Source organism: Streptomyces sp. NPDC018045 (genome assembly GCF_044327445.1).
GTDB lineage: Bacteria > Actinomycetota > Actinomycetes > Streptomycetales > Streptomycetaceae > Streptomyces.
Genome location: NZ_JBIRFL010000031.1, coordinates 1 through 22,023 on the forward strand (window position 1 = coordinate 1; position 22,023 = coordinate 22,023).

A 22,023-nucleotide genomic window follows, 5' to 3' on the forward strand; every position below is an offset into this window, starting at 1 on the left:
GCATGGGCGACGCCGCCCGCACCAACATCCAGCGCTACGCCACCGACACCATCGTCCACCGCTGGGAAAACCTCTTCACCTTCCTCCAACGGTGAGTCACCGCACCGGCGATGGAGCTTCCGCGGCAGAGTGCCCGGTCGCTCGGTCGCCGGGCAGAAGGCGTGGTGCGGCGGCAGGAGGTGCTTCGCCCACCAGTGGGCGTGGCGATGGCAGGCCGTAGGGGCCCGGTTGGCCAGAGAGGTCGTCAACGACCGGGTCTCTGCGGTCGGTTCGTCCCGGACCACGTTCGGGAAGGGAAGGCGGCGGCACCGGGGTCCGCCGGCGTCGGCCGCTCGCTCGTCGGACCGTAGGGCTGCCGGGGTGCAGCCGGCGAGCCGGTTTCCCAGGGCGATGTACGGCAAGGCGGGCTGCCCCCGGCCCGTAAGGTCGTGGTCCGGAAGGCCGTCACACCCCCAAGCGGCGCGCCAGTGGTCGGCGGGCGAGGAACAGGGCGGTGCCCGTGGCCAGGGCGGCCAGGGCCAGCACGAGGAAGTACGCCGGGGACGGTGAGCCGTCCCCGGCCGTCTTCAGGGCGTTGCCGCCGATACCGCCGCCGAGCGCTCCGGCCAGCCAGAACAGGCCCACCATCTGGCTGACGAAGGTGGCCGGTGCCACGGCGGTGGCGGCGCTCATGCCGACCGGGGCGAAGGCCACTTCGCCGGCCGCCAGCAGCAGGAAGGCCAGCAGCAGCCACAGCGGTGACACCCGGCCGCCCGCCGCCGACGTCGCCTGCCATGCGGCGAGCGCCATCACCGTGAAGGCCGCGCCCATGCACACCATGCCGATGGCGAACTTGGCGGCGGTGCTGATCCGGTCGCCCGCGCGCTTCCACAGCGTGGCGAACAGCGGCGCGGTGAGCAGCACGAACAGCGGCACCGCCGACTGGAACCAGCTCGCCGGCACGGTGTGGCCGAGCACCGCGCGGTCCGTCGAGTCCCTGGCGAAGACCGAGAAGACCGAGCCGCCCTGGAGCGACATCGCCCAGAACAGGGCCGAGGCCAGGAACAGCCAGACGTACGTCTTCACCCGGACCCGCTCCGGCCGTGTCAGGCGCGGATTGCGGAGCAGTCGCCAGAAGAACAGCACCGGCACGAGTACGGTCAGCAGGCCGGTCAGGGCCATGACGTGGGCGATCCGGAATGTGCCCAGCGCCGCGTCGGTGCCGTACCCGATCGCGAGCGCGGCGACCGCCGCCACGGTGCCCCACAGCACCCGGGTGCGCTGCGCCGGGGTGGCGGCGTGTTCGGGGGCCCGGCCGACGGTGCCGAAATGGCGGGACCCGCGTACGTATTGCAGCAGGCCCAGGGCCATGCCGAACGCGGCGAGACCGAACCCGAGGTGCCAGTTGACGGTCTCGCCCATGGCGCCCACCACGAGGGGCGCGACCAGCGCGCTGATCTGCACGCTCATGTAGAAGACGGCGAACCCGGCGTCCCGGCCCGCCCGGTCCCGGGGCGCGTAGAACGCGCTCAGCAGGCCCGCCATGTTCGGTTTGAGCAGCCCGGTCCCGGCCGCGATCAGCAGCAGCCCGGGGTGGAAGAACGCGTGCTCCGGCACGGCCAGCGACACATGTCCCAGCCCGATCAGCACACCGCCGTACAGAACGGCGCGGCAGGAGCCCAGCAGCCGGTCGCCGATCCAGCCGCCCGGCACCGACGCGACGAAGACCGCGGCCAGGTACAGGCCGTAGAGCGCGGCGGCGTCGCCGTTGCTCATGCCGAGCCCGCCGTCGGACGCCGGGGCCGTGGCGTACAGAACGAGGATCGCCGACATCCCGTAGAAGCTGAAGCGTTCCCAGACGTCGGTGGCGAACAGGGTCATGAACCAACGGGGACGGCCCAGCAGACCTCTGCCACCGGTACGGGGCGGACGGGCCGGTTCGGCGGCCCGCGGGCGGATCGGCGCGGTCATGGCTCCTCCATCAGGGCGCTCGGGGAGAAGGAGAGGTTCACTGCGGCGCGTCGGAGGCCGGTCGAGGACGGGTGGAGACCGGCGCCTTCGCGATCCGCGTGGGCAGTGGGTGGATGGGGCGCCGCCGGACCCGTCCGGTGCGCGCCGTTGCCGCCGGTTCGAGCCGGTGTCGAGGGCGGTCGTCGACCCTGGGTGTCCTCCGCGGACTTCTGCGGACTTCCGCGAACGCCGACTGAGAACGGAGGCTGCCCAGATGCCGCAGTCCCTCCCTTTCCGAGTGATGCTGCGCATGGAGATCCACCCCGGCCGGGGGGACGAGTTCGAGCGGGTGTGGCAGGAGATCGGGCAGCGCATCGCCGCCCGGCCGGGCAACCTGTGCCAGTCCCTGGCCCGGTCGGCCGACGAGGACGACGTCTACTACGTCGTCACCGACTGGGTCGACGCCCCGAGCTTCCACCGCTTCGAGCACAGCGAGGAGCACGTGGACAACCGCCGCCGGCTCGCCCCCTTCCGGCGTGGTGGCGAGATGCGGCTCAGCCAGACGCTGTGCCTGCTGCCGGGGGAGGCGGCCCGGCCGTAGGCGGCCGAGCGCCCCGCCGCCCCGGCACACACACCCTTCGGTCACCCCGCGAAACGGAGAGGAACACCGTCGTGCTGCACCAGGAGCTGAAGGAACTGGCGGAACCCGAGTGGAAGGAGATCATCGAGCACCCGTTCTGGGCGGGAGTGCGGGACGGGACCCTGCCCGCCCGCGCCCTGACGCACTTCGTCGAGCAGTGCGCGGGCCATGTCCTGCCCGCCTACGCCAGGGCCCTGGCCCGTACCGCCGCCGCCACCCGCTGGGATCACCACGTGGTCCTGCTGGCGCAGGCCGCGGCGGGCACGGTACGGGCACGGGACCGGCTGCTGGAAGCCCACAACGGGCTGGACGCCGCGGCGGCCGTCCCCCGCGCCGACCCCGAGGCGCCCGCCGGGGCCATCACCCACGCGCACACCACGTTCCTGCACGCGGCGACGGCCACCACGGTGGCCGCGGGCATGGGCGCGCTGCTGCCGCTGGCCTGGTTCCGCCGGCGCATCGGCGACGACCTGCGGCTGCGCCGGGTGCCCGGCTCGCGGCACAGTGCCTGGATCGACGTCTTCCACCCTGGCCCCGAGTACGCGCGGACCGTCCGCGACCTGGAGGCCGCGTACGACGAACTCGGCGAGCTGATGGCCAGGCCCGGGCGGGCGGAACTCGTCGAGTACTTCACGCTGGGGCTGCGTTACACCGCGTCCGTCACGAAGGCCGCCTGGGCCGAGGCCGGACCACAGGCGGGGCCGCCGGCCGGCTGACCGGCGGCCGGCTGACCGGTGTTCGGCTGACCGGCGTTCGGCCGCCCGCGAGCAAGGCACCGTACGTGGCACGGCACCGCACGGGCCCGGCCCCACCCAGGGGCCGGGCCCGCGCGGTGTTCCCGCGCGTTCACCACTCGATGACCGTGTCCCGGCGCAGGAACACCCCGCAGGGCCCGTCGTCCGGAAGCGTCGCCGCGTCCGCGATGTGGCGGGCCGCCTCCTCGGCGGTCTGCTCCGCCAGTGGTTGCATCCGGGTGCGGACCAGACCGGGGTTGATGGCGTTCACCAGGACGCCTGTCCCCTTGACCTCCTGCGCCAGCATCGTGGTGAGCGCGTTGAGGGCCACCTTGGACGCCGTGTAGCCGGGGCACCCGGGAGCCGGGCCGTACGCGAACGACGCGGCCCCGCTGGAGACGTTGACCACCCGCCCCCAGCCGCGGTCCACCATGCCCGGCAGGAACGCCTGGGTCACCCGCCAGGTGCCCAGCAGGTTGACGTCCAGGCTGCGGCGTACCAGCTCCAGGTCGGCGACGGACGGGGCGGAGCCCTGGTCCAGCAGAACGCCCGCGTTGTTGACCAGGATGTCGACCGCGTGTTCCGCGGCGGCCGCCCGCACCGCGCCGGGATCGGTGACGTCCAGCGCGAGCGCCGCCGTGTCGCCGCTCGCCCGGGCGGCCGCCCGCGCGGCCGCCGGCTCGTCCCGCGCCGCGCACAGGACCCGGTGCCCGCGGGCCGCCAGCTCCGTGGCCACCGCCAGACCGAGGCCGCGGTTGGCCCCGGTCACCAGGGCGGTACGTGCCGTACCGGTCACGTCCGTACCGGTCACGTCCGTACCTCCTCGATGTACGAGGTGCCGCGCGAGCCGTCCCCCCGGCTCCATTCCTCCCGCAGCCGCAGCCGGCCGTCCGGCAGCCGCTCCGGGTGGCTCACGCACTGCCCGGACACCACCTCGCCGTCGGCGAGCACCTGGCAGTACGCGGCGGTGATGACCCCGTCGGCGCCGCACCGGCCGACCAGCCGGCCCTGCCGGACCCGGCCGCCGGAGAACTCCGCCCAGACCAGGTCGCCGTGCTGGTGGTAGGCGCCGGCGGGGACCTGCGCGGCACCGGGGCCCGCAGCGGTCTCCGCGGCCGTGGAGCGGAAGGTCAGACCGTCGTAGGGGGCGGTGTCCGGGCGGGTGGCGTGCGTCATCGGGAGGCTCCTGTCAGGGTGTAGCCGGACCGGAAGAACCCGTCCGGGTCCAGTCGCTGTTTGAGGCGGCGCAGCCGGGCGAAGTTCTCCGTGCCGTAGGTCTGTTCCCCCCGGTCGGCCGTGAGGCTGTCCCGGTCCGCGTAGTTGAGGTAGCCCTCGCCCCACGCGCTGTACGGCTCGGCGAGCCGGGACACCGATCTGGCCCACGCGCGTTGCCGGGCGTCGGCGGCGGACAGCCCGGCGTCCCAGATGGCCATGCCGGTGATGTTGAACCGGGCCGTGCGGAAGGGCACCACGCCCGGCACCCGGGCCCGGTCGCGCACGGCGCCGTGTATCGGCTCGATCAGGATGGTGTCGTTGTACGGGTCGGTGATCCGGGCCGCGCGGAACCGTTCCGCCAGGGCCTCGGTGAGTTCGTCGGGCAGGCCGTCGACGCAGCGCGCGCTCCAGTAGTGCCGCAGCCCGAACGGCAGCCGCCCCAGGCACTGTTGCATCGACACGTACGAGCGCTCACCCACGTTCCAGGCGAGCGGGGTGAGCGTGGCGCGCAGCGCCTTGTCGAGCACGGCCGGGTACTCGGGGTCGTCTCCCGAGTAGCAGACGCTGACCACGGCCGCGGGCTCCTGCATCGGGCCGTACCGTTCGAGCAGCAGGGTGCAGATCAGCTCGTCCGGCGCGTCCCGCATCAGGTCGCGGAAGAACCGGACGGCGGCGGCCGGGTCGTCGGCCGGGTAGGCGACGTAACCGCCGTACACGCGCGGGACGTCGTGCAGCCGGAAGGTGAACTCGGTGACCGCGCCGAAGTGGTGGCCCGCGCCGCGCAGCGCCCAGTCGATCTCGGGGTGCGACTCCGGGGAGACCGTGAGCGTCTCGCCGGACGCGGTGACCAGTTCGTAGCTCAGCACGTTGTCGCAGCTCAGGCCGGCCCGGCCCATCAGGTGGCCGATGCCGCCGCCGAGGGTGAGCCCGCCGACGCCGGTGTCGTCGAACGTGCCGCCCGTCGTGGCCAGTTGGTACGTTCCCGCCGCCAGGTCGACGTCGGCCCAGGTGGCCCCGCCGCCGACGCGTGCCGTCCGGGTACCGGGGTCGACGCGTACCCCGCTCAGCAGCCGCAGGTCGATCACCACGCCGGCGTCGACGGACCCGGCGCCCGCGACGTTGTGCCCGCCGCCCCGCACCACCGTCGGCAGGCCCGTCTCCCGCGCGGCCAGCACCGCGGCCCGTACCTCGGCGGTGTCCCGGGGCAGGCAGACGGCGGCAGGACGGTGGTCGTGTGCTCCGTTGAACAGCAGCCGCACCCGGTCGTACGCGGGGTGCTCGGGAGTGACCACCCTCCCGGGACAGGCTGCCTCCAGTGTGCTGCGCACGTCGGCGCTCATGACGTCTCCCTCCGTGTGGTGGTGATCGGGACGTGACCGGGCCGGGACGTGTGCGGCGGGAGCCGGGCCGGCAGGCCGCTCGCCGCCTCCCGGGACGCGGCGAGCGCCAGCTTCGCCGAGCCGCCGCTGCCGCCGGTGAAGGTGAACAGCCGCCCCGAGGTGCCGGGTACGGGCGTCAGGGCGAGCCGCCCGGCCGGGCCGTACGCGTCCACGGCGGCCACGGGGCGCGTCAGCCCTCCCAGGGACAGGCCGGGCAGCCGCCGTCCGGCCGCCCGGCGGACGGCGCGTTCCTCGTGGTCGAGGAAGCGCGCGGCGCCGGGTTCGGCGCCCCACCGCTCGGTGGGCAGACCCAGCAGCATCCGGCCGGGGCCCGCCGGCCGGCCGTACAGGCCGCTGGTCTCGTCGACGAAGGCCGGTGGCAGCAGCCCTCCGGCCCGGTAGACGGCGCACTGGATGACCTTCGTCCGTACGGCCTCGTCGGCGGCGGTGACGCCGAGGGAGCGCAGCAGCCGGGGCGTCCAGGCGCCGGTGGCCGCCACGAGCACGTCGGCCGTGCCGTGGCCGGCGCCGGTCCGGTACCTGACGCCGCCCCCCTGCTCGTCGCAGGACACCGCGCGCAGGCGGCCGGACGGCAGATCCGCCCCGCGGGCCACGAGGTCGGCGATCACCGCCCGGCGCAGCCCGTCGGGGGAGATGTGACCCGCGTGGGGCTCCAGCACCCCCACCGCCCCCTCCGGCAGACCCCGTACGCCGAACTCGTCGGCCAGCCGCCGCGCGTCGCACCTCTCGGCCGACGGCGGCAGCGCGTCCGGCGGGGCGACGCGCCCGTCGGGCCCGGCGCACCCGGCGTACCCGTCAGGGGGAGCCAGGACGTACAGGGAGGTGCCGGAGCGGTAGCCGGACCACTCCCGCAGGGTGCGGCTGGTGCGCAGTTCCGCGAGGCTGAGGGCGGCCAGCCGGGCCACCTCGGGATCGCGCTCGAAGGCGCGCACGAGGCCGCCCGACGCCGCGGTCGCGTCCGGCCGGGCGGCCCCGGCCAGCAGCGTCACCCGGGCCCCGTGCTCCACGACGAGCCGCCAGGCCAGCAGCGCACCCGCCACCCCCGCGCCCACGACGCAGACCCTCATCCGGTCGGCGCCCCTTCCGGGGCCGGGGCCCCGGCCGTGCCGGTGAGCGCGCCGCGCAGCTCCGGGTCGCCTCCGGGACGCAGCAGGCACCGGGCGGCGAACGCGGCGTCGAAGTGCTCGGGCGTCAGGGCCCGCGCGGCCCGGTCCCGCTCGGTGGCGTACTCGGGACCGGGGGCCGCCGGGGCGTCGAGGTCCCATCCGGCGGTCAGGGCGCGGTAGCGCTCCGGGGTGAAGTTGGTGGGGTACGGGGCGGGCCGGTCCCAGCACAGGAAGGCGCGCAGCACCTGCGGTTCCTCGTGCTCCAGCAGTTCGTGGGCCCATACGGCGTGGCCCCGGCTGGTGGAGAACTTGGCGCCCGACAGCCGGTAGAACTCGTTGACGACCAGGCCGCCCAGGACGTCCGGCGGCAGCCCGCAGGCCAGGAACAGCGCGGGGAACTGCACCAGATAGTAGAACGTGTTGTCCCGGCCCAGGAAGGCCCACAGCGCGTCGACGCCGCGCCAGGCGCGCAGGTGCCCGGCGAGCCCCGCCGCGCCCGGCTCCAGCCGCTGCCCGATGGTGTACAGATAGCCGAGCGCCATCTCGGACCACACGTCGATGCGGTGGTCCGGGGTGCTGACGGACTCGATGCCCCAGTCGGTCGGGTAGCTGAGCGGCACCTCGGGGAGCTCCGGCAGGCTGAACAACCGGCGCAGCAGCAGCCGGGCGCCGGGCGGCGCGCCGGCCGTGGCCCAGACGCGGCCGAGGCCCTCCCGGTACCGCTCCAGCGGGAGGACGGGGCCGCGCACGGTACGCCGTGCGGTGAGCGGTGAGCCGCAGCGGGTGCACCGCGCGTCCACCAGGTTCCCGGCCGTGGTGTACCAGCCGCAGCCCTCGCACGTACCGCCGCACGACCCCGTCCCGCACCGGGGGCAGTCCCCGGACACGTACGCGTGGTGGGCGACGCCGGGGCAGGACGGGCAGGCGGGGGTCTCCCACTCCCGTACGGGCAGCGTGCCGGAGGCCACCAGTTCGTCGAGGAAACCGGCCACCGCGGTCCGGTAACCGACGTCGCTGAGCGGGTCGGTGAACACGTCGTGGTGCACGCCCGCCTTCCGGAACACCGCACGGATGCGCGCGGCGTGCCCGTCGCGTTCCTCGCGCACCTTGGTGCCCTGCTGCCGTGCCTTGGCGAGTACGTAGTTCTGGTGGTCGTCCAGGCCGCACACCGTCAGCACCCGCTCGCCGCGCAGCCGGGCCGCGCGGGCCGCGACGTCCGCGGCGACGTACGGCCCGGCCAGGTGCCCCACGTGCAGCGGGCCGTTGGGGGTGGGCGGCGGGGAGAGCAGTACGGTGGTGCCCCGGCCGCCGGGCGCCGTCGCCGCGGTCATCCGGCCTCCCCGGGACCCGCCGCCGACGGCAGCCAGTAGACGCTGAGGATGCGTACCGGCTCCTCGGCCGCCTCGATGACGTGCCGCTCCCCGGGGGACAGCAGAACGGCCGTGCCCGGCCCGGCCGTGACCTGCGTACCGTCCACCGTGAAGACGGCGGTGCCGCCGACCACGACGGCGAGTTCGGCCTCGGGGTGCTCGTCCTGTGTGCTTTTCCCGTGCGCCGGAATGCGGCACCACATGGCATCGAACGGCAGCGGCTGTTTCTTCGGGTGGTCCTCCCAGCGTCCGATGCCGATTCCGTATTCCTGACTAAGCTGCGATTCATCCAGGGTGAACGTCTGCACGGCCAGCTCCCAGCCGGTAGTCCTTCCGCGCGGCGCGCGGCCGACGGGGAAAACATCCAGGACACCGCTCAAGAAGTGGTTGAACGGGGTTGGGCGGCCGGTCCGCACATGCCACCATGAAGCCATGACCACCGAATTACAGGTGGGGCAGCGCCCCACCCGGTATGCGCCGCGTTCCGTGCGCACTCTGGAACACGTGAGGGCGGGCGGCTGGACGGTGAAACGGTATGCCGTGTCGGCTCTGCGGGAACTGCCGCCGCCGCAGGTGCACGCCTTCGCCCGGGACGCGGTGCGCCGGAGCCTGCCGGCGCCCCACGCCGAGGGCTCCTCGCACGCGTTCAGCGTGGTGCACGAGGACGAGGACGGTGTGTACGCCGTCGTCGGCTGGTGGAGCGCCAACCGGCTGATCCTGCACACCCGTACCTGGCTCGGCGACTGGACGGATCTGGAACGGCCGACCGAGGCGCCGGGGCACGCGACCGCCTGCGTCTGGGAGCTGGCGGCGATCGGCGGTGAGCGCGACGCGTGGGTCGAGCACGTCGTGCGCGCCGACCCGCCGGACTTCGACCGCTATCTGGCCGCGCGGGTCCACGGGGAGTTCTGAGACGTCGGGGGCGGCAGCGGGCGGCTCCGGGGCCGGCGTGCGACGGGGTGTCCCGCGACGCCTGCCGACGCCGCGGGACACCCCGGGGAACTGCCCGCCGCCCCGCGGGACGGGCTGTTCGCGGACCGGCCGACCCTACTGGGGAGCCCCCTGGTAGGCGCCGATGTGCGGGACGCTCGGTACGGGATTGCCGTAGAAGTCCCGGCCGCCGTCACCGGTGACGCGGCTGCCCGCGTTCAGGGCCGGCGAGCCGGTCTTGAGCCGGTAGCCGTCGGCGTCGGACGCGCGGACCGCCGGGCCGGGCGCGGTGAGCAGGGGGTCGCCGGTGATGTTGTGGTCCCCCCGCACGGGGAGCGCCGAGGCGTGGTGGAAGAGGTTGTACCGGTACGTCCCGTAGGGGTCGTCGACGGCGGAGCCCTCCGGCCGGCCCACGAACACGTTGCCCTGGAGGGCGAGGTCGTTCTGCCGGGCGACCTCCACCAGGCTGGGCGCGTTCGGGGCGTAGAAGGTGTTCTGGTAGACCCGCAGGTTGGCGACGCCCGTACAGAAGGAACTGATCAGGCCGAAGCCCTGCGCGCCGGCGGCGTCGTTCTGGCTGATGTTGTACCGGACGACGCCGTCCTTGGCGATTTCCCCGTCGCTCTGGCAGAAGTAGAGGAATCCGCCGGCGTTGTCCTGTGAGTAGTTGTACTGATAGGTGGTCCCGACGTTGCCTCCTTCCACGGCGAAGGCCATGCCGGGGTATTTCCCGTGCCGCACGTCGTTGTATTCGAAGGTGGTGCGGTCAGAATTCCAGGCGTACGCGCCGATGTTGTAGTCGGTGGACCGGATGTTGAATCCGTCGACGGTGTTCTGGGTCACCCGGGCCCGGTTTCCGTTGAACAGGACGATGCCGTCACCGCCGGCGTCCGTCACGGTGTTGCGGCTGATCACGACGCCTTCGTTGGGGACGAAGGTGCTGCCGGGACCCTTGGGGTTCTCCGTGCGCTTCTGCCAGTCGGAGGTGATCCCGATGCCGATCCGGTCGACGTGGCTGACCTTGCTGTCGGTCACCGCGATGCCGGAGAAGCCGGTCGGCACCGAGCTGCCCGCCGCCTCGAAGAGGATGCCGCCGCTGGGGTTCGGGTAGCGGTCGTCGCTGCCGTTGACATCGCGGACGGTGACCCCGTCGATCACGTAGTGGTGCCCGATGCCGTAGTCGCGCAGCAGGACCCGGATGCCCGCGCGCCGGGCCGCCGTCGCCCCGGTGTTGGTGACGGTGATCTTCCGTAGCTGGTAGTACTCGACGTTCTGCAGCAGCACGGCGGCGGACGCGCCGGCGCCGTCCACGACCGGCACACCCGAGCCGTACGGCTCCACGGTCACCGGTGCCTGCGCGGTGCCCGAGCCCTTGGGGGCCAGGGTGCCCCGGCAGGTGGCCCCGCCGCGCAGCCGGAGCTTGTCGCCGGGCTTGAACACCACGCTGTTGGCCCGGGTCAGGGACCGCCAGGCGGTGTTCTCGCCGGTGCCCGCCGCGGCGTCGTTGCCGGTGGCGCAGTCGACGAAATAGGTGGTGCCGGTCGTGGCGCGGGCCGGGGCCGGGGCCGTCGCGTGGGACGGCGCCGCGGCGGCCGGGGCCGGGGCGAGGGCCAGGGCCATCGCCGCGACCAGCGCGGCCCGGGCCGGTCCGGTGGCGAACCTTCTACGCACATCTCCTCCATTCCACCCACGCGGACGGCCGTCGCCAGCGCCGGTGTGCGCCGCATCGTGGCCGGGTCCGCATGAGCCGGACTAGAGAAGGCCTGGATTCCTCTTGTGGCTTATCGAATTGATGTGGTAAAGGGGTACTTACGTTCGGTGACGGGCTGCGCCGACGGCCGCTGTCCGCATGCCCGCCGGGCCGGTCGGAGCCGGGGCGTCAGAGCATCCCCATGCGCCGGGCGATCTCCGTACCGGCCCAACTTCGTCGTCCGCCGGCAACTGGCGGTTGTGCTCGGGACAGGCGCCGAACGCCTCCAGCGCCTCGCGCGCGGGCAGCGCCGGGCGCACCAGCGCGTCGGCGGCCCGCTTGCGCGCCCGCCACGCCGACAGCGGCTCGTCCATGGGCAGCATCCGGGCCGGCACCTGCTGGCCCAGCAGCAGGCAGTCGATGCCGAACAGCCCGAAGAAGGTCGGCGCCACCCGATTCAGCGTGTCCCGCACGAAGGCGTTACGGCGGGACAGCGGCGCTCCCCCGGCGAACACGTCGAGCAGGGGCCGGAAACCGGACACGTCGGCGCAGGCGCGGCACTCCTGCCAGAACTCCGTGTCCAGCCGGGTGTTGAACCGGTAGTGCAGCCCAGCAGCCACCGGATCGCGTCCCACTGCTGCCCCAGCGCGGCGTTGACGGCCTCGCGCGCCTGCGGGCCCTCCCACGACGCCGGCAGGCAGGAGACCAGGGTCTGCACCTCGACGCCGATCATCATCAGGCCGGTCGACTCCAGCGGTTCCACGAAGCCGTACGCGTTGCGGGACTCCAGCAGGGTCACGTCCAGCCAGGGCCGCTCGGCCCTCAGCGCGAGCGCCGTCAGATAGCCCGCGGTGCCGCCGCCGATGACGCCCACCCGGCGGATCGCGCGGCGCGTGGTGTCGTCGGGGCGGACCGCGTCACCGCCCGAGCCCGCCGGCGACCGCAGCACGGCCAGGGGCTCCGCACCGCTCCCGGCGCCCGGCAGCCGGCCCCGCACGGCCTCCGCCTCTTCGGGCGGAAGGGTGCCCAGCACCTGGTCCAACGCGTCCCCCGGACGCGCCGCCGGCCCACTGTTCAGCACCTTGTGATCCATCCGTACCTCTCCTCGGTCCACCGGATTCGGGACGTACCTGCCGGGGCCACGCTGCTTGATCGCGCCAGAGCGGCTCTGGAGGGCGATGTGCCGCGTCCTAGCGGCTCTCTAGCAGCCCTCTTCACCCTGTCGGGCAGACCGAGACGTACCCGCGCGAAGGTGAGGACACGATGACGGCGCACACACCACCGGCGGACGCCGAGGAGCTGACCCGGGCGGTCGCCCGGGACGGGGTGGAATTCCTGTTGGTCATGTTCGTCAATCTGCGGGGCAAGACCTGCGCCAAGCTGGCGCCGGTGCACACCCTCGACCGGCTGCTCGCCGACGGCCTGGGGTTCGCCGGCAACGCCGCCGACGGCCTGGGGCAGACCTCGGCCGACCCGGACGTCGTGGCGATACCCGACCCCGGCTCCTACGTCCGGGTGCCGATCCAGGAGAACCTCGGCATCGTCCAGTGCGACCTGTACGTACGGGGCGAGCCGTGGCCATACGCCCCCAGAGGCATCCTGCGGCGGCAGCTCGGCCTGCTCGCCGAGCAGCGGCTCGAACTCAAGGCGGGCGCCGAACCGGAGTACTTCCTGGTACGCCGCACCGAGGACGGCGGTATCCGCGTCGCGGACGAGCTGGACGACACCGCCTCGCCCTGCTACGACGCGCACGCCGCCACCCGGTCGCTGGACCACCTGACCACGATCAGCCGCGCCGTCGACGCCATGGGCTGGGACAACTACTCCAACGACCACGAGGACGCCAACGGCCAGTTCGAGCACAACTTCGGCTATACGGAGGCCCTGCGCACCGCCGACCGCGTCGTCGTCTTCCGCCACCTGGTCCGGCTGGCCGCGCACCGGGCCGGAGCGCTCGCCACCTTCATGCCCAAGCCGTTCGGCGACCTCACCGGCAGCGGGCTGCACCTGCACCTGTCGTTGTGGCAGGACGGCCGCCCCGTCTTCGAGGCGCCGGACGACCCGCGCGGCCTGGGCCTGTCGCAGCGCGCGTACGGCTTCATCGCCGGCGTGCTCGACCACGCGCCCGGCCTGATGGCGCTGACCTGCCCCACGGTCAACTCCTACAAGCGGCTCGGGGCCGGGGCGGCGACGCTGTCCGGGTCGAGCTGGGCGCCGGGGTACGCCAGTTACGGGGGCAACAACCGCACCCACCTGATCCGGGTGCCGGACGCGGGCCGGATCGAGGTGCGCTGTGTGGACTCCGCCGCCAACCCCTACCTGGCGCTCGCCGGGCTCGCGGCCGCCGGCGCGGACGGCATGGCGCGCGGCGCCGACCCCGGCGGGCCCGTCGACGCGGACCTGGAGGCGGCGGGCGGGGACGCGCGCCCCGGGCGGCTGCGTCCGCTGCCGCCCACCCTGCTGCACGCGGCCGAGGCCCTGGCCGAGGACGAGGTGCTGCGCGACGGCCTGGGCAAGACGCCGGACGGCTTCTACGCCGACTACTACGCCGACGTGAAACGCGCCGAGTTCGACGGGTACCACCGCCAGGTGACCGAGTGGGAGCTGCGCACCTACTTGCAGGTCTGAATCCGCGCGAACGGCCGGTGGGCCGGCCGGGGAACCCCGGCCGGCCCACCGGCGTGCCGCCGTGGCGGCTACAGGTCGAGCGTGATGCCGTAGTGCCGCAGCCAGAAGTCGAACCCGAGAGCCATCTCCAGGTTGGACCGGCTGTGCCACTCGTGCGCGGTGGGGGACCCGTCCGCCACCGCCTTGCGTGCCGCGTCGACGTCCAGCAGCGGGAGCACCGGCGCGTTCGGGTCGGCCAGCACCGCGGCCATCGCGTCGTGCAGCGCGCGGGTGTACGCGGGGTCCTGCGTCACCGGGTAGGGGCTCTTCGGGCGCTCCAGCACCGACTTGGGCACCAGGTCCCGCCCGGCGGCGCGCAGCAGGCTCTTCTCCCGCCCGTCGAACGTCTTGAACGACCAGGGGGTGTTGTAGACGTACTCCACGAGCCGGTGGTCGCAGAACGGCACCCGGGTCTCCAGGCTGGACGCCATGGCGAGCCGGTCACCCCGGTCCAGGAGCATCGGCAGCCAGCGGTTCAGATGGGCGAAGCACAGCTCCCGCATCCGGTGCTCGTGCGGTTCCTCGTTCTCCTGGTGCGGGGTCAGCGCACGTGTCTGCGCGAAGGCGTCCGCGTAGTAGCCGGGCATGTCGAGCTTGTCCATCAGACCGCGCCCGAACAGACCGCGCCCCTGGCCGCCGCGGCTGCCCTGCCGGCGTTTCTCGGCCTCGATCCACGGGAAGTTGCCGGCGGCCACCAGCTCGCTGTCGTGCAGCCACTTGAAGCCGCCGAAGATCTCGTCCGCGGTCTCGCCGGTCAGGGCCACCGTCGAGTGCTCGCGGGTAGCGCGCAGCATCAGGTAGAGCGAGGTGTCCATGTCACCGAGCATCGTCGGCATGTCCTGCGCGACGACCGCGGCCTCGCGGGCCTGGGTGCTGATGAGGTCGGCGGTGCCGAGGACGATGTCGGTGTGGTCGGCGCCGACGTGCCGGGCCAGTTCGGCCGCGTACGGTGCGTCCGGGGTGTCGCGCTGGTCGTCCGGGCGGAAGTTCTCGCTGTAGCCGACGAAGGTGGCGGTGATGGTGCGCACCGCCTCGTCGCCCGCTTCCGCGCGGGCCTTGGCGGCCAGGGCGGTGACCACACTGGAGTCGATGCCTCCGGACAGGGTGGTGCACAGCGGCACGTCGGCCACCAGCTCACGGGTGACGATCTCCGCCAGCAGGGAGCGGATGTGCGCCACCGTCGCGTCGAGGTCGTCCGTGTGCGGCCGGGCCTCCAGGGTCCAGTAGCGGTGCTCGCGGACACCGGAGCGGCCCACGGTCATCGTGTGGCCCGGCAGCAGCTCCCGCATGTCGCGGAAGACGGCCTGCCCCGGGGTCTTGGCGGTGGAGAACAGCTCCTGGAGCTCCGGTACGCCCACCACCGGCCGGATGTCGGGGTGCGCCAGCAGGGCCTTGGGCTCGGAACCGAAGAGCACCCCGTCCGGCCGGACGCTGTAGAACAGCGGCTTGATGCCCAGCCGGTCGCGGACCAGCAGCAGTTCCTCGGTACGCGGGTCCCACACCGCGAAGGCGAACATGCCCTCCAGGCGCTCCGCGCAGCCGGCCCCCCACTCCAGGTACGAGCGCAGCACCACCTCGGTGTCGGAGCGGGTGCGGAACCGGTGGCCACGGGACTCCAGCTCCGAGCGGAGCTGCTTGAAGTTGTAGACCTCGCCGCTGTAGGTGAGGACGGCGAGGGTCCGGCCGTCCTCCTCGGCGGTCATCGGCTGGATGCCGCCGGCCAGGTCGATGATCGAGTTGCGGGTGTGGCCCAGCCCCGCGTGCGGGCCGACCCACACGCCGCGGGCGTCGGGGCCCCGGAGGCCGAGCGTGTTGTTCATGGCCTCGACCGTCGCCTTCTCGCGACGGAGATCTCGGGCGTAGTCCACCCAACCGGTAATGCCGCACATGCGCAGCTCTCCTCACTGTCGACTGTCGTCGGTCGGATCTCGGGTGTCGCCGGCCGCCGGTGCGGTGCCGGTGCGACGGGTCAGAACGGCCAGGCCTCCTGCCGCCAGGCTGCGTCCACGTGGGCCCACTCGAAGTAGGCGGCGTGCCGTGCGTACGTGACGAGTTCCCGGCGGCCGGCCGGCGAGCAGTCCACGGCGATCTCCTCCACGGCGCCGAGGAACACGTCCACCAGACCGCGGTAGGTGTCGCCGGGATGCCACTCCTCGATCACCGCGGCATACCGGGAGCCCGGCACGCAGCGGGTCAGCAGTGCGTCGGTGACGAGCAGGAAGAGCCAGGCGGCGGGCAGGACGGCGCCGGTTCCCGCGGGCAGCGAACGGGCCGGGGCGGCGCCCAGGAAGGCGGTGTAGCCGAGCGTGGTGGGCAGCACCCCGGGGACGCCGTCCGCGAGCGGCAGCCCGAGGTCCTTGCCCCACCGCCGCACCCGTTCCTGACGCCGTTCGGCGTCCTCGGCGGTGCCGGTGCCCAGCCGGCTGAACAGCAGTGCGTGGCGCCGGTCGGCGGCCACCGCGGCGCAGCGGGCGTGGGCGGCGGCGTAGGCGGGCAGGACGTGCCAGTGGTCCTGCTGGAGGAAGTGCGCCAGTGCGGCGTCCGGCAGGCTTCCGTCGGCCAGCCCCCGGTAGAAGGGGTGGCCGACCAGCCGACGGGCGGTGTCCCGCATGGTCCGGGTGAGTTCGGTCCGTACCGGCGGATGCCGGTCGGTGGTGTCACGCTCCATGCGGAAGAGCGTGGCGGTGCGGGCTCAAGGAACGATCGGAGACGGCTCGCAGGTGCCCGGACTCCGCATCCCGCCGTGCCGCTGCGCGCAGAGCGGCGCCGCCCCCGGTGGACCGGAGGCGGCGCCGCGGCTGCTCCGTACGCCTGCTCCGCGTACGGCCGAGACCTGCCGGCGGTCCGGACGCTGCGGTCGGTCCGGACCCGGTGGCCGGTCCTGGCCCCACGGTCGGTCCCGGCCCCGCCGTCAGTCCTGGCAGGCCGCCCGGGACAGGACGTCGGTCAGCACCTCCTGCGGGTCGCCCTCCAGGCGTTCGGCGCGCCAGGAGACGAAGGCGTCCGGGCGGACCAGGACGGCGCCGTCCGGCCCCACCCCGTACGCCTCGGCCCAGTCGCGGTCGACCGGCCGCAGGTCCGCCCGGTCGCCGACGGTCCAGGTGCGCAACGGGACGCCGAGCTTGCGTGCGACCGGTTCGGCGGCCTGCGCCCAGGCGCCGCCCCCGGGGCCGGTGAGCAGCACATAGGAGTCCCAGAACAGGTCGATGGTGGAGATCTCCGCCGTTCCGTGCCGCAGCCACACGTGCGGGGCCCGGGTGCCGGGCTCACCGGTGAGCCGGAGTTCGGGGCTCAGGACCCGGGCGCCGGGGTCCGCCAGGACGGAGCCGGAGCGGTAGCGGTAGCCCAGGGTGATGACCACGTCGTCCACGAAGCCGGCCCGGTCCGCCTCGGTGGCGTACCCGTGCCGGATCCGGTTGCGCACCAGCGCCTGCTCGGACATCGCGATGCCCAGCGGGCGCCGCTCGGCGTCGTAGGTGTCCAGCAGCGCGTCCGTGCCCCAGCCCTTGAGGACGGCGGCCAGTTTCCAGGCCAGGTTGTGGGCGTCGTGGATACCGGTGTTGGCGCCGAACCCGCCGGCCGGCGGGTGGACGTGCGCGGCGTCACCGGCCAGGAACACCCGGCCCGCCCGGAACGTCTCGGAGACGAGCTGCGCCCCGCGCCAGGGCACCTTGTCCACGATCTCCACGTCGATGTCCCGGCCCGCGGCCTGCCGCACGATGTCCACGCACCGCTCGTCGGTGAAGTCGGCCGGGGTCTCGCCCTTCTCGGGGAAGTACAGCGGCGCGGCCAGCCACGGGTCGCGGCCGTGCAGCCGGGACAGGCCCATCAGCCCGCCGCCCGCGGAGGCATAGCACAGGATGAACTTGCGGTCCTTCAGCAGCCGTTCGAGTTCCGGCGCCCGGAAGTAGACACTGAGCGCGTTGAACACGGTGCCGCGCCCGTCGCGCCGCACGCCCAGGGCCTCCCGGGTGCGGCTGCTCGCGCCGTCCGCGCCCACCAGGTAGTCCGCCCGTACGGTGAACCGCCTGCCGGTCGCGTTGTCGCCGACGACGGCGGTCACCCCCTCGGCGTCCTGCTCGAAGGAGACCAGGCGGCAGCCGAAGCGCACCTCGGCGCCGTGCTCCCGGGCCTTGGCCACCAGCACCTTCTCGTAGCGGTCCTGGCCGCACCCCATCACCCGCTCGGGGCTCACCGTGGGGCCGTCCAGCGACGGCACCTCCAGCACCTCCGCGTCGTCGATCTCGGCGAAGGTGCGCACCTTGATGATGCCGCCCTCGAAGTACGGGTGTGAGTCGCCCATCTCCAGGGCGCGGATGTCCGGCCCCAGACCGGCCGCCCGGAACAGCTCCATGGTGCGTGCCTGCAGGCCCGGGGCGCGGGGCAGCGTGGAGGTGTCGTCGCGCTTCTCCAGCACCATCGTCCGCAGCCCGTGCCGTCCGCAGAACAGCGCGGTGGCGAGCCCGACCGGGCCTCCGCCGACGACGAGTACCGGGATTCTCAGGTCATACATGCATGTCCCCTCAGTGTGGACTGGGCCGAACCCGGACCACTTCCAGGCCCTGCCGACAACCGGGAACCCGTCGGCCGTCCGGCCGCGGGGCGCCCTTCGAGGAGTACTGGCGGCGCCTCAAGCGGTGCTGGAGGACCGCCTTCCGTACGCCCGGCGGTTTCTCTAGGGGTGCTCGACCCGCGGCTGCGAAGGTCCCGCCAACCGTGTGGCACCAGGCCACGGTCGGTGCCGGAAGGAGCCCCGCGCATGTCGCACACCCTGCCCGATGTCACCACCCCGGCCGGAATCATCCGGTTGGGCAACATGTTCTGCGACGCCAAGGCGTTGCTGACCGCCGTCGAACTGCGCCTGTTCACCACGCTCCACGAGAAGGGCCCCTCGACGCCGGAGGAGATCCGCACCGCGCTCGACCTGCACGGCCGGGGCCTGTCCGACTTCCTCGACCTGCTGACCGCGCTGGGCGTGCTGGAGCGCGCCGACGGCCGCTACCGCAACGCGCCGGGCTCCGACGCCTGCCTCGTCCAGGGCGCGCCGGGGTACGTCGGCGGCTTCCTGGAGCGCTCCAACCGCAACCTCTATCCGGCCTGGGGCCGGCTCGCCGAGGGCCTGCGCACCGGCCGGCAGCAGTCCGGCAGCGACTTCGAGCAGGTCACCCGCAACCCCGCCGTCCTGCGGCAGTTCGTCGGCATGATGGACGGGCTCACCAACGTGGTGGGGCCGGAACTGGCGCAGAAGTACGACTGGTCGGGCCACGGCTCGGTGCTCGACGTGGGCGGCGCCCGCGGCAACCTGTGCTCCCTCATCGTCAAGGCCCACCCGCACCTGACCGGGCACGTCTTCGACCTCCCGGCGATGGCGCCGCTGTTCGACGAGAAGGTGGCCGAGCACGGTCTCACCGGCAGGGTCGCCTTCACCGGCGGCAGTTTCTTCGAGGACCCGCTGCCGTCCGCGGACGTCGTCCTGCTGGGCCACGTCCTGCACGACTGGGACCGGGAGCAGCGCGCCTACCTGGTCGGCAAGGCGTACGAGGCGGTCAACCCGGGCGGTGCCCTGCTGGTCTACGACCGGATGCTGGAGGACGAGCCGGCGCACATCGAGAACCTCGTCATCAGCCTGGACATGCTGCTGGTCACCGACGGCGGCGAGGAGTACCAGGCCTCCGAGATCACGGCGGTCGCCGAGCGGGCCGGCTTCGTGAGCACCGAGGTCACCCCGCTGAGCGACTACGACACGCTGGTGATCTGCCGCAAGGGCGCCTGAGCGCGCCGGAGCCGCCGCCCGGCCCCCCGCCCCCGCCCCGGTGCCGGGCGGGCAGCGAGGCGTCCGGCCGGCGGCTCCGGTGCCGTCGGGCGCCCGGCCCGCCCCGCGCGGCTCCGGACCGGCTCCGCCCGCTCTCGACCGCCGCCCGATCCGCGCTGCCGACCCTGAACCGTACCGACGACGGCCCGTCGCAAGCCTGCGCACCCGTGGCCGGGAGGAGAATGATGAGCGAGCAGCGCCAGCACCCCGTCGAGGTGCCCGAGAAGCGGTCCGGCAACCGGCTGCCCCATCACACGGTGGCGGGCGTCGGAGCCGGTCCGGCCAACCTGAGTCTCGCCGCGCTCGGCGAACCGGTGGTCCCCGGCGGGGTCCGGCTCTACGAGCGGCGTTCCTCGGCGGCCTGGCACCCCGGCCAGCTCAGCGAGGGCACCCGCCTGCAGACCTCCTGGATCAAGGACCTGGTGACCCTGGTCGACCCGACCAACCGGCTGTCGTTCCTGAACTACCTGGTGGCCGGCGGCCGCATGTACTCCTTCATCAACGCCCAGTACGAGGAGATCCCGCGACTGGAGTTCGCGCGCTACCTCGCCTGGGCGGCCGCAGAGCTGGGGACGGTCCGGTACGGCAGCCCCGTCGAGCGCGTCGGCTTCGACGGTACGGGCCCCGCCGGGCGGTTCGTGCTGGAGGGGCCCGACGGCCCGATGGCCACCGCGGAGCACGTCGTCCTCGGCCTGGGCACCCGGCCGCGCGTGCCGGCCTGCTTCGCGGGGCTGGACGCCGAAGGGCTCGTACTGGCCGAGCGGCTGCACGCCCGGCTGCGCGGCGCCGCCGTGCTGCCGTACCAGCCGGCGGTGGTCGTCGGCGGCGGGCAGACCGGCGCCGAGTCCGTGCTGGAGCTGATCCAGCACGGCTTCCGGGACATCCGGTGGGTCGGGCGGCGCAACTGGTTCGCGCCGATGGACGACTCGCCCTCGGCCAACGACTTCTTCCGCCCCGCGTACCTGAGGTTCTTCCACGGCCTGCCGGCGGAGGTGCGGCAGCGGTACGTGGCCGAGCAGCAGCTCACCAGCGACGGCATCTCGCTGAGCACGATCCAGCAGGTCTACCAGCTCAACCACGAGATGTACCTGCGCGAGGGCCGCTACCCGGTCATGCTGCTGCCCGGCCGCGACGTGGTGCGGGCCTGCGAACGCGACGACCAGATCGTGCTGTGGTGCGAGCGGGACTGGGGCGGCCGGGAACGGCACGCCGCGCCCTTGGTGGTGCTCGCCACCGGCCGCGAGGCGACGGCCCTGCCGCTCGCCCCGGAACTGCTCGCGCTGATGGAGCTGGACGAGGCCGGCCGGCCGGTGCTGGAGGCCGACTACTCGGTGCGGTGGAAGAACGCCGAGCACAACCGGCTCTACGTGCAAAACCGCAGCCGGACCGGGCACGGCATCGCCGATCCGAACCTCAGCCTGCTGGCGGTGCGGGCCGCCACGATCCTCAACTCCGTGCTGGAACGGGACGTGTACGTGATCCGTGACGAGCATGTGAGCACGGCCTGGTTGTGAGAGGCGGGGAGGGGCTGCGCGGAGGAGCGGCGGAATTAATCCCTTGACAATCTAGATACTCGGCTGTCAAGCTAAATCCGTCGGGGTGCTCGGCGGACCGCGAACCACGTCCGTCCGTACGGCGCTTGACGGTACGTCAGCTACACAGGCAGAGAGGCGAACGATGGATCTGGGCTTGCGGGACAAGCGGGTTCTGGTGACGGGGGCGACCCGCGGCATCGGCAGGGCCGCCGCGAAGGCGTTCGCCGACGAGGGCGCCCGGGTGGTCGTCACGTACCACACCGGCGAGTCCGCCGCGAAGGCCGTGGTGGAGGAGCTGGGCGGCGCGGAGCGCGCCCACGCCGTCCGCCTGGACCTCGGCGACCCGGAGTCCGTGACCGCCGCCGTCCGGGCCGCCGAGGAGCGCTGGGGCGGGATCGACGTGGTCGTCGCCAACGCCCAGACCTGGCAGTGGGTCGACCCCGACCGGCAGCCGCCGTTGGAGGACCTGCCGGTCGACGAGTGGTTCGGCACGATGCGCGCCAACGTCGAGGGGCACATCCGCACCGTCCGGCAGGCGCTGCGCGGTATGCGCGAGCGCGGCTGGGGCCGGGTCGTGCTGCTCTCCTCGGTCACCGCGACCGCCGGGATGCCCGGCTCCGAGATCTACAGTGCCGCCAAGTCGGCGCTGCACGGCTTCGCCCGGGGCCTGATGTGGAACCACGACGGCGTACTCGTCAACGTCGTGGCCCCGGGCGGCACGATCACCGAGCAGCTCGCCGGTGTGGACCCGGCGGTCATCGAGAAGAGCGCCGAGCAGACCCCCAGCGGGCGGCTGACCACCGCGGCGGAGGTCGCGCGCCTCATCGTGTTCCTCGGCTCGGACGGCAACGGCAACATCAACGGCGAGGTCATCCACACCGCCGGCGGTCGCTGACCCGAGCATCCCGCGGCACCCGCGCCGCCGGCTCTCCAGGCTGCCCCGGACACCCCCGGCCGGGGCAGCCGGGCGGGCCGGCGGCGCGCGGGCCCGTGGC

Annotated in this window: 20 protein-coding genes; 7 read left to right on the top strand and 13 right to left on the bottom strand. The window is 73.5% G+C overall.

Features of this window, described 5'->3' with window-relative positions; all coding sequences use genetic code 11:
- Positions 1-444: 444 nt before the first annotated feature.
- Positions 445-1,950, bottom strand: a complete 1,506-nt coding sequence (locus tag ACH4EB_RS34300) for a peptide MFS transporter (RefSeq protein WP_398352205.1) — start codon at positions 1,948-1,950, stop codon at positions 445-447.
- A 253-nt stretch (positions 1,951-2,203) separates the two neighbouring features.
- Between ACH4EB_RS34300 and ACH4EB_RS34305 the strand changes: the two genes are divergently transcribed.
- Positions 2,204-2,530 (top strand): antibiotic biosynthesis monooxygenase family protein, encoded by a 327-nt coding sequence (locus tag ACH4EB_RS34305; RefSeq protein ID WP_398352206.1) that lies wholly within the window; start codon positions 2,204-2,206, stop codon positions 2,528-2,530.
- A 71-nt stretch (positions 2,531-2,601) separates the two neighbouring features.
- Positions 2,602-3,285 carry a TenA family transcriptional regulator gene (locus ACH4EB_RS34310; RefSeq protein ID WP_398352207.1) on the top strand — a complete coding sequence of 228 codons (684 nt, stop codon included), beginning with the start codon at positions 2,602-2,604 and terminating at the stop codon, positions 3,283-3,285.
- A gap of 130 nt (positions 3,286-3,415) precedes the next feature.
- Here the strand turns inward: ACH4EB_RS34310 and ACH4EB_RS34315 are convergent, their stop codons facing one another.
- From ACH4EB_RS34315 to ACH4EB_RS34340, 6 genes are read right to left on the bottom strand one after another with little or no spacing between them, the layout of a single operon-like run.
- The gene (locus ACH4EB_RS34315) at positions 3,416-4,114 is read right to left on the bottom strand and encodes an SDR family NAD(P)-dependent oxidoreductase (RefSeq protein ID WP_398352208.1); all 699 of its coding nucleotides are present in this window, start codon (positions 4,112-4,114) and stop codon (positions 3,416-3,418) included.
- Positions 4,111-4,479, bottom strand: coding sequence for a hypothetical protein (locus ACH4EB_RS34320; RefSeq protein ID WP_398352209.1), 369 nt, complete (start codon positions 4,477-4,479; stop codon positions 4,111-4,113). The genes ACH4EB_RS34315 and ACH4EB_RS34320 overlap by 4 nt, the downstream gene beginning before the upstream one ends.
- On the bottom strand, positions 4,476-5,858 hold the full coding sequence (locus tag ACH4EB_RS34325; RefSeq protein WP_398352210.1) for an FAD-binding oxidoreductase: 1,383 nt from the start codon (positions 5,856-5,858) through the stop codon (positions 4,476-4,478). Before ACH4EB_RS34325 ends, ACH4EB_RS34320 begins: the two co-directional genes overlap by 4 nt.
- Positions 5,855-6,985: an NAD(P)/FAD-dependent oxidoreductase gene (locus ACH4EB_RS34330; RefSeq protein WP_398352211.1), complete on the bottom strand. Its 1,131-nt coding sequence runs from the start codon at positions 6,983-6,985 to the stop codon at positions 5,855-5,857. The genes ACH4EB_RS34325 and ACH4EB_RS34330 overlap by 4 nt, the downstream gene beginning before the upstream one ends.
- Complete coding sequence (locus ACH4EB_RS34335; protein ID WP_398352212.1) at positions 6,982-8,355, bottom strand: class I tRNA ligase family protein; 1,374 nt, start codon at positions 8,353-8,355, stop codon at positions 6,982-6,984. Before ACH4EB_RS34335 ends, ACH4EB_RS34330 begins: the two co-directional genes overlap by 4 nt.
- On the bottom strand, positions 8,352-8,702 hold the full coding sequence (locus ACH4EB_RS34340; protein ID WP_398352214.1) for a cupin domain-containing protein: 351 nt from the start codon (positions 8,700-8,702) through the stop codon (positions 8,352-8,354). The genes ACH4EB_RS34335 and ACH4EB_RS34340 overlap by 4 nt, the downstream gene beginning before the upstream one ends.
- 124 nt (positions 8,703-8,826) lie before the next feature.
- Between ACH4EB_RS34340 and ACH4EB_RS34345 the strand changes: the two genes are divergently transcribed.
- Complete coding sequence (locus ACH4EB_RS34345) at positions 8,827-9,306, top strand: hypothetical protein (protein WP_398352216.1); 480 nt, start codon at positions 8,827-8,829, stop codon at positions 9,304-9,306.
- 135 nt (positions 9,307-9,441) lie between these two features.
- Here ACH4EB_RS34345 and ACH4EB_RS34350 read toward each other — a convergent pair whose 3' ends face one another.
- From ACH4EB_RS34350 to ACH4EB_RS34360, 3 genes are all read right to left on the bottom strand, one after another.
- The gene (locus ACH4EB_RS34350; RefSeq protein WP_398352217.1) at positions 9,442-10,995 is read right to left on the bottom strand and encodes a right-handed parallel beta-helix repeat-containing protein; all 1,554 of its coding nucleotides are present in this window, start codon (positions 10,993-10,995) and stop codon (positions 9,442-9,444) included.
- Between the two features lie 138 nt (positions 10,996-11,133).
- Positions 11,134-11,466 (bottom strand): hypothetical protein, encoded by a 333-nt coding sequence (locus tag ACH4EB_RS34355; RefSeq protein ID WP_398352218.1) that lies wholly within the window; start codon positions 11,464-11,466, stop codon positions 11,134-11,136.
- 5 nt (positions 11,467-11,471) lie between these two features.
- A complete protein-coding gene (locus ACH4EB_RS34360) occupies positions 11,472-12,107 on the bottom strand; it encodes a tryptophan 7-halogenase (protein ID WP_398352219.1) in 636 nt (211 codons plus the stop codon).
- Between the two features lie 170 nt (positions 12,108-12,277).
- On the opposite strand from ACH4EB_RS34360, the gene glnT reads away from it, so the two are divergent.
- Positions 12,278-13,642: a type III glutamate--ammonia ligase gene (glnT, locus tag ACH4EB_RS34365; protein WP_398352221.1), complete on the top strand. Its 1,365-nt coding sequence runs from the start codon at positions 12,278-12,280 to the stop codon at positions 13,640-13,642.
- 68 nt (positions 13,643-13,710) lie between these two features.
- Here the strand turns inward: glnT and asnB are convergent, their stop codons facing one another.
- The 3 genes from asnB to ACH4EB_RS34380 all read right to left on the bottom strand — a co-directional run bounded on the left by asnB (position 13,711) and on the right by ACH4EB_RS34380 (position 18,194).
- Complete coding sequence (asnB, locus tag ACH4EB_RS34370) at positions 13,711-15,570, bottom strand: asparagine synthase (glutamine-hydrolyzing) (RefSeq protein WP_398352222.1); 1,860 nt, start codon at positions 15,568-15,570, stop codon at positions 13,711-13,713.
- Between the two features lie 80 nt (positions 15,571-15,650).
- Positions 15,651-16,349: a TenA family protein gene (locus ACH4EB_RS34375; RefSeq protein WP_398352223.1), complete on the bottom strand. Its 699-nt coding sequence runs from the start codon at positions 16,347-16,349 to the stop codon at positions 15,651-15,653.
- A 243-nt stretch (positions 16,350-16,592) separates the two neighbouring features.
- Positions 16,593-18,194, bottom strand: coding sequence for an FAD-dependent monooxygenase (locus tag ACH4EB_RS34380; protein ID WP_398352224.1), 1,602 nt, complete (start codon positions 18,192-18,194; stop codon positions 16,593-16,595).
- A gap of 246 nt (positions 18,195-18,440) precedes the next feature.
- On the opposite strand from ACH4EB_RS34380, the gene ACH4EB_RS34385 reads away from it, so the two are divergent.
- From ACH4EB_RS34385 to ACH4EB_RS34395, 3 genes are all read left to right on the top strand, one after another.
- Positions 18,441-19,454 carry a methyltransferase gene (locus tag ACH4EB_RS34385; RefSeq protein ID WP_398352225.1) on the top strand — a complete coding sequence of 338 codons (1,014 nt, stop codon included), beginning with the start codon at positions 18,441-18,443 and terminating at the stop codon, positions 19,452-19,454.
- A 224-nt stretch (positions 19,455-19,678) separates the two neighbouring features.
- Positions 19,679-21,007 carry a lysine N(6)-hydroxylase/L-ornithine N(5)-oxygenase family protein gene (locus tag ACH4EB_RS34390; protein ID WP_398352227.1) on the top strand — a complete coding sequence of 443 codons (1,329 nt, stop codon included), beginning with the start codon at positions 19,679-19,681 and terminating at the stop codon, positions 21,005-21,007.
- Between the two features lie 163 nt (positions 21,008-21,170).
- Positions 21,171-21,923 (top strand): SDR family NAD(P)-dependent oxidoreductase, encoded by a 753-nt coding sequence (locus ACH4EB_RS34395; protein ID WP_398352228.1) that lies wholly within the window; start codon positions 21,171-21,173, stop codon positions 21,921-21,923.
- Positions 21,924-22,023: the final 100 nt, after the last annotated feature.